The organism is Rhodoferax sp., assembly GCF_023701345.1.
Classification (GTDB): Bacteria; Pseudomonadota; Gammaproteobacteria; order Burkholderiales; family Burkholderiaceae_C; genus Rhodoferax.
The window spans coordinates 1-7038 of the sequence record NZ_JAMPXE010000153.1 but is presented as its reverse complement, the minus strand read 5'-3'; the positions used below and the strand labels follow the sequence as shown (position 1 = coordinate 7038).

The window sequence follows — 7038 nt, the reverse complement described above, 5'->3', positions numbered from 1 at the left end:
GGGTTTGCTCTCATCAGGCCGCTGGGCCTCCTGCGCAATGGCGAGCACCATGATGCGCTCCAGCACCACGCGCGACATCGGTTTGTCGCGCTCATCCCTGAAGTTGACCAGCAGGTCCACATAACTGCCAGGCGCCAGGAAACCGGCCACACCCACCACCTCGTTGACCTTGACGGTGATGGCGCGGTACCCTGCCTTGATCACGGAATCGAGCCCGGCCTTGGTGCCTTCGGGGGCCAGCTTGGGCGCCAGTACCGGTTCGCCCTTGAAAATGCTGATGCGCACCACGCGGCCCTCCAGCTTCTTGGGGTCGTCGAAGGCCCCCGCTGGCACCGCGCCCGTGGGCCACGGCACGGACTGCACCATGGTGGGTGTGATGGCCTGACCCAGATCCATGTCGCGGGAGGCGACCAGCACCGTGGTTTTGTCGCTGGCCGCCTGCTGGCCCATCCAGCGGGCCGCCAGCATGACCGCGGCGATGCCAAGCAGCACCGACAGGGTCAGCATGATGATTGCGCGTTTGCTCTTCATTTCACTCTCCTTGATTGAAGGTCGTGCTGGCTTCGGCCTGCGCTAATGGGTCATTGCCACCAAAATAATTGGCCCACGCCCAGTCCAGTAGTTCGGGCGTCATGCGCGGGGCTTGTTCCAGGTATTGGGCGCGGTCGGCAATCTTGCTGATCACATCGAACGGCAGGCTCGGCAGGAAAGGCATGAGATTGCGCATGTGCAGCGTGTTGACAAGGTAGTCGATGCCGGCCTGTTCGGGCGGCACGCCGCTGCGCGCGCAAGCCTGCACCACCACGGTGCGGTAGCTGTTCGCGCTCATCGGCAGCAGGTGGATCTTGTAGCCCAGGCGCCGGGCAAAGGCCGGGTCCACCAGTTTTTCAGGCGCCAGGTTGGACGAAAACACCACGCGCACGTCAAATGGCACGGTGAACTTGGTGCCGGTGTTGAGCGCCAGGTAATCGACGCGGCGGTCCAGCGGCACAATCCAGCGGTTCATCAACTCGTACGGGCCCACCCGCTGGCGGCCAAAATCGTCCAACACGAAGATGCCGTTGTTGGCCTTCATTTGCGGCGGTGCCATATGCAGGCGGGTGTGCGGGTCGTAGGCCAGGTCAAGCATGTCCAGCGTGAGCTCGCCACCGGCAATCACCACGGGCCGCTCGATCAGCACCCAGCGGCCGTCCATCGGCACCTCGCGCGCCAGGCCATGCGCTGGGGTTGCGGCCGGTGGCACCGGGTGATGCACGACAGGGTCATAGACCTGAATCACCTCGCCGTCCACATACACGGCATGCGGCACCAAAATATGGCCCTCCAGCGTCTTGACCAAGTGCTCGGCCAGATAAGTCTTGCCGCTGCCGCTGGCACCGTAAAGGTAAATGGACTTGCCCGAATTGAGCGCACTGCCCAGCGTGGGCAGCATGGCCGGGTCGATCACCAAGTCGTCCATGGCCTGCTGCAGGCGCGCGGCGCGCACCGGTGCCAGGTGCTGGCTTTGTTCGCCCACCCGGGCCACATACTCGGGCAGGGTGACCGGCGCCGGGCCCACATAATTGCATTTTTCAAAGGCCAGCCGCGCCAGCCGCTGGCCGGTGTCTGTCAGGGCATAACTGACATCGCCCTCCAGATCGCCACGGCGTGGCACTTCGAGCAACCCAAGTTTGCGCATGGTTGACAGCAAGCCATCAACCAAAGGCACGGCCATGCCAAGATGGTGCGCGATCTGGACCAGCTTGAGCTCGCCCAACCGCGCAAAGTGGCGCAGTGCCAGGTCGGTCAGAAAGGCGGCTGGCAGACTGGCCGCTTCGGCCACCGGCACCTCGGTTGGGTCGGGTGGCTCGGCTCTGAGCAGCGGCGAAGTGGTGTGTGATAGCGCTTCCATGATGCTTGCCTTCAGAAATTGACGATCGGGTTGTGACCGCTGAAAATCCACGCGCCATAGGCCAGCAGGCCAGCGGCCATGGCCACGCCATAGGGCATGCGGTCAGCAGACTGGGTGGCCGGGTCAAAACGGGCCACCGAGCCGGGTACCATCTGACCCAGCGCGGTTACCACATTGAACAGGACCAACTGTGTTTTACGCACCCAGACCATGCGCACCACGGCCAGCACGCCACCAGCCACCAGAATGAAAAGCGCCACATTGATGGCCGCCACCGGGCCGACAAAGCTGCCGATGCCGGCCATCAGCTTGACATCGCCCGCGCCCATGGCGCGCAGCAGGTAAAACGGTAAAAAGACGGCCAGCCCGGTGAGCGCACCCAGCAGCGCGCCTTTGGCGCCAAGGGCACCTGGATAGCTGGTGAAGAGCCCGGCACCCTGAAGCCAGGTTTGGTGGCCGATGAGATTGATGAGAAAGCCAGCGCCCAGCATCAGCAACACCAGCTTGTTGGGAATGCGCCGCTGGCGCAGGTCGAACACCAGCGCGGCGAGCACCAGCAGCGCCAGAGCGGTAAGACCCATGGCCTGCCATCCTTCTGGAACGATATTGAACTGCATTTGGCGCCCTTCTGTTTTCTTATGTTGTTATGTTTGCTACATACCCTATAAGCCCAAAGCCTTGTTAACCGCTTTAACCGCTGTAGTGACCTTGGACCAGTTCAGTGCATTCGCTTCCCCTGTTGCCCCAACCCCTACGATGATCGCGATGGCGATCAGGAATGCCATCAGGGCATATTCAATGGAAGTGACACCGCGTTGAAATTTCATCGTTTTCTATCATGGTTGGGGTCAGATCAGACCCTTCATGCGCCATCCCAAGACTGCTGGTGCTTGAACTTGGTCACACCGGCAGCAAGGACAGCGTATTGAATCAGAAGCCCTGCTCAACCACTAATAGCATCTTGTAGTTCACTTGAAATTTCTTCGAAGACCTTTACCAACTCATCACCAACCTCAGAAACCGCCGTAATAATGACCACAGCAATCAACGCTGCAATTAGCCCATATTCGATCGCCGTCACACCTTCCTCGTCACGCATGAAGCGGCGGGTGGCAAGAACAAATTTTTCCATGATGACACTCCTGTTAAGTTGAACATTGACCACTCCCCATGAGCGACCAAACACTTTGAGAGTCCGCTGCACCCTTGTTGAGAATCTCTCATCAGGATTTGCACTTGTTTCGAACTCGCAGGGTCATTTTTCTGATTTGGCGAAAAAGCAGAATTGATAATTCGCATGAGTCCGTAGAATTTGTGCCGTGAAACCCGCGCCTGAGGTTTTCGCGCTCCAGGAGACGTCTTCCATGGCCGTTGCCATCAATTTGAAATCGGTTTTCCCGTTTTGGCTCGCGGCGTCGCTCGTCATCAGTCCTTTTCTGTTTTTGCCATTGGTGACGGGTGCATTAATTCACGACAACCAGCGGCTTATCGAAATTTCCTGTGTGCTTTTCGCACTCGGTCTTGTCTGGTCTCAGTGGATCAAGGGCTCAGCCATCCCGCAGCTTCTCAGCCGCCCGATCACACTGCTGTTGGCGCTGTTTTTTCTGTTGGGCCTGGTTTCCAGCGGCGCCGCCTATTCACCGCGCCATGCGTTTCTTGAGTGGACGAACCTTTTCCTGTTGCTCGGCGTAGCGTGGCTGGTGGCTGCCGAAATCAGCGCCAAAGGCGACCAGTTGCTGGACAAGCTGCTGATGCTCTGCGGGCTGGCTTGTGCGGCCTTTCTATTACTCGCTATTGCCATCTATTTCTCGGTACTCAAAGCCGGCGTTCAGCCAAAGCCCTGGCAACTATTATTTGGCTTCAGCAACATCCGTTCCTTTAATTATGTGCAAACCATCTCCTTACCGCTGCTGGGGCTGTTGGCGGCGCGCATGCCCGATCGTGGCCGCCAGCTTTTCTGGTGGGGGATCACCGCCCTGTGGTGGATGCTTCTTTTTGTGAGCGCCGGACGCGGCACTTTTGTGGGCCTGACTTTCGCCATTGCCATTGTCTGGTTCAGCCTGCGCCAGGCCGCAGGAACCTGGTGTCGCGCCATGCTGCTTGCCGGCTTGGCAGGACTGGTTGGCTATCTGTTTTTTTATGTGGCGATTCCGCTGATACAGGGCCTGGAACCATTCGGTTTTTTCCCCACCACCGTGGGACGTACCCTTGCAAACCCGACTTCAGGCCGTCTGTTGCTTTGGACGCGGGCTCTGGAGATGATCCGCGAAAACCCCTGGCTGGGTGCCGGTCCCGTGCATTTTGCGCACTATGGCCGCGATCTCCAATTGGGATCCAGCCCCCATAGCTGGCCGCTGCAGATGGCCAGCGAATGGGGAATGCCGGCACTGCTCCTGCTGTGCGGCGTGCTCGCACTGGCCATGCGCAAGCTCTGGCAACTTCGCAAGACTATCTCTGCGCAAGATCAGGACACGCACACGGCATGGCTTGTGACGGGGTTGGCAATTTTGGTCGATGGTTTTGTTTCGGGGCTGATCGTGATGCCGACCAGTCAGCTTTGGATCGCGATGTATGTTGGCTGTGCTTGGGGCTGGAGCTACTCACGTTCACCCTCAGTCAAAACGATTGATTTTCGACCGTCGGCCGTACAGCGGATCCTCATCAGCCTGGTTGCGCTCCTGATGAGCTATGCCCTGGTCATCGGGATCTGGCCTGAACTTGAAGCGCTAAGTGTTTTAAATACATCGTACTCCAAGGACACTGTTCTTGCCCCCAGGATTTTCAGCAATGGCAGTTTTTGAACAGTACGAGTTACAGATGTAAAAAATTGGCCAACGACTTTGAAGGTTGCGACTTTTGCAGGCCGATGCGGCCACTTTATCGATGGCTTTCCAGTCGCTTGAGCGCCATGCGAATGCGGGGGATGGTCTCATCCATGCGGGCTCGGGGCGATACCTCCAGCCCCAGCTTGCGGGCAATGTCGTTGACCAGCGCCGCGTTCAGCGGCAGACCGCCAGCATCGATGGCGGCAATGAGGTCTTTGGCGCGCTGCTCGGGTGGCAGGGCCCGGCGTCGGGGCAGGAGTTTCTTGAGCCAGTTCACGGGTTTGTCATGCTTGAAGGAAATGCAACAGCATGAAATATAGTGCCTTGATGTACAGAAAAATCTGGCGCATCAGTTTTCTTTATGTGTCCCAGCCCTTCAATAACGGAGTTTGCAGTGAATGAGTCCACCCGTCTCCATGGCTTGCCACCACTGGTGGCGGACCATACCCGGATGCTGGTGCTGGGCAGCTTTCCCAGCGTTACTTCGCTGGCGCGCCAGCAGTATTACGCCCATCCGCAAAATGCTTTCTGGCGGCTACTGCAAGCCATTTGGCCGGCGAGCCCGCTGCCCGGCGCCGATCAGTACCAGCAACGCGTTGCCTGGCTGCTGGACAAGGGGCTGGGCCTGTGGGACGTCTATGCGTCGTGCGAGCGCGATGGCAGTCTGGATGCGGCCATCCGTCAGCCGCAGGTCAATGATCTGGCCGGCCTGCTGCGCCGTTGCCCCGCTCTGCGGCTGATTGCGCACAATGGTGGCGAAAGCTTTCGCCACGCGCGTGTGACGCGTGCGCTGGGTCTGCCGGTCTACCGGCTGCCCTCGACCAGCCCGGCCAATGCCAGTTGGTCTTTTGAGCGCAAGCTTGCGGGCTGGCGCGAGGTGGTGACGGTGGCCGGGTTGTGATGACGGGCTGGATAGACGACTGGGAAGCTCGCTTCCGCGCACTTGTCGCATCTGGTTCATCATGACTCAAAGACGGTTACAAGCCGTTGAACGTGCAAGAACAGCGTCATTGCGAACGCAGAGACGACCGCTTCCGTCATTGCGAGCCTCCCGTATCCGGTGCGATACCGCACACGGACCTTGAACAGGGGTAAATTTATGGCTGTGAATTTACGACAAGCAGCATGGCCGCTCTATCGCACACTGCCAGCCAAAATCACCCCTCCATCCCCCTTTTCAGCCGCCACTGCTTGACCAGCGCATAAATCGCCGGAATCACCGCCAGCGTCAGCACCGTGCTGGAGATCATGCCGCCCACCATCGGCGCGGCGATGCGGCTCATCACTTCAGACCCGGTGCCGGTGCCCCACATGATCGGCAGCAGGCCGGCCATGATGGCCACCACGGTCATCATCTTGGGACGCACGCGCTCCACGGCGCCTTCCATGATGGCCGCATACAGGTCACCGACCTCCGGCTCACGCCCGTCCGCCCGGCACTTGGTCTTGATGGCTTCCCAGGCGTGGTCGAGGTAGATCAGCATGATGACACCGGTCTCGGCCGCGACACCGGCCAGGGCAATGAAGCCGACCGCCACCGCCACCGACAGGTTGTAGCCCAACAGCCACATCAACCAGACCCCGCCCACCAGGGCAAATGGCACCGACAGCATCACGATCAGGGTTTCGGTGATACGGCGGAAGTTCAGGTACAGCAGCAAAAAGATGGACAGCAGCGTGACCGGAATCACCACCTTCATTTTTTCGATGGCGCGTTCCATGTTTTCAAACTGGCCGCTCCAGGTGACGTAGTAGCCGCTCGGGAAAGTGACTTGCTCGGTCACGGCTTTCTTCGCGTCGCGCACATAGCTGCCGATGTCGCGGTCGCGAATGTCGACGTAGATGTAGGCCGACAGCAGCGCATTTTCGGTGCGGATGCCGGGCGCGCCCTTGGCCACCACCACTTTGGCCAACTGGCCCAGCGGAACCATGGCGCCTTCCATGGTCGGCACCAGCACCTGGGTGGCGATCTGCTGCGGGTCGCCGCGCAACTCACGCGGGTAACGCACCGTGACACCGAAGCGCTCGCGGCCCTCCACCGTGGTGGTGACCATTTCGCCACCGATGGCCGTGCCCACCACGTCGAGCAGTTCGCCCACAGTCAGGCCGTAGCGCGCCAGTTGCGCGCGGTCGGGCTCAATGTTGAGGTAAAAGCCGCCGGTGATGCGCTCGGCAAAGGCGCTGCTGGTGCCGGGCACCGTTTTCACCACAGCCTCGATTTGCCGGGCCAGCGTTTCCATTTCATCAAGATTCTTGCCAAAGACCTTGATGCCGATCGGCGTGCGGATGCCGGTGGACAGCATGTCGATGCGGGCCTTGATC

General features: G+C 59.8%; 9 protein-coding genes. 2 read left to right on the top strand and 7 right to left on the bottom strand.

All coding sequences use genetic code 11. The features are described 5' to 3' along the window. The 5 genes from cpaB to NDI87_RS15535 form a co-directional block, all read right to left on the bottom strand. Window positions 1-531, bottom strand: a 531-nt coding sequence (cpaB, locus tag NDI87_RS15555) for a Flp pilus assembly protein CpaB (RefSeq protein ID WP_296276363.1), incomplete at its 3' end; no start/stop codon positions are given. A 1-nt stretch (window position 532) separates the two neighbouring features. Beyond that, window positions 533-1891 carry an ATP-binding protein gene (locus NDI87_RS15550; RefSeq protein WP_296276362.1) on the bottom strand — a complete coding sequence of 453 codons (1359 nt, stop codon included), beginning with the start codon at window positions 1889-1891 and terminating at the stop codon, window positions 533-535. 11 nt (window positions 1892-1902) lie between these two features. Then, window positions 1903-2472 (bottom strand): prepilin peptidase, encoded by a 570-nt coding sequence (locus NDI87_RS15545; protein WP_296276361.1) that lies wholly within the window; start codon window positions 2470-2472, stop codon window positions 1903-1905. An 81-nt stretch (window positions 2473-2553) separates the two neighbouring features. Then, on the bottom strand, window positions 2554-2718 hold the full coding sequence (locus NDI87_RS15540) for a Flp family type IVb pilin (RefSeq protein WP_296276360.1): 165 nt from the start codon (window positions 2716-2718) through the stop codon (window positions 2554-2556). 116 nt (window positions 2719-2834) lie between these two features. Continuing rightward, window positions 2835-3023 carry a Flp family type IVb pilin gene (locus tag NDI87_RS15535; protein ID WP_296276359.1) on the bottom strand — a complete coding sequence of 63 codons (189 nt, stop codon included), beginning with the start codon at window positions 3021-3023 and terminating at the stop codon, window positions 2835-2837. A 232-nt stretch (window positions 3024-3255) separates the two neighbouring features. Between NDI87_RS15535 and NDI87_RS15530 the strand changes: the two genes are divergently transcribed. Beyond that, window positions 3256-4692, top strand: coding sequence for an O-antigen ligase family protein (locus NDI87_RS15530; RefSeq protein ID WP_296276358.1), 1437 nt, complete (start codon window positions 3256-3258; stop codon window positions 4690-4692). Window positions 4693-4768: 76 nt separating this feature from the next. On the opposite strand, the gene NDI87_RS15525 is transcribed toward NDI87_RS15530, so the two are convergent. Further along, window positions 4769-4993 (bottom strand): hypothetical protein, encoded by a 225-nt coding sequence (locus tag NDI87_RS15525; RefSeq protein WP_296276356.1) that lies wholly within the window; start codon window positions 4991-4993, stop codon window positions 4769-4771. A gap of 84 nt (window positions 4994-5077) precedes the next feature. Here NDI87_RS15525 and NDI87_RS15520 point away from each other — a divergent pair, with 84 nt between their 5' ends. Next, window positions 5078-5617, top strand: coding sequence for a DNA-deoxyinosine glycosylase (locus NDI87_RS15520; RefSeq protein ID WP_296276355.1), 540 nt, complete (start codon window positions 5078-5080; stop codon window positions 5615-5617). Window positions 5618-5873: 256 nt separating this feature from the next. Here NDI87_RS15520 and NDI87_RS15515 read toward each other — a convergent pair. Next, the coding region (locus NDI87_RS15515; protein ID WP_296276354.1) for an efflux RND transporter permease subunit at window positions 5874-7038 on the bottom strand (1165 nt) is incomplete at its 5' end.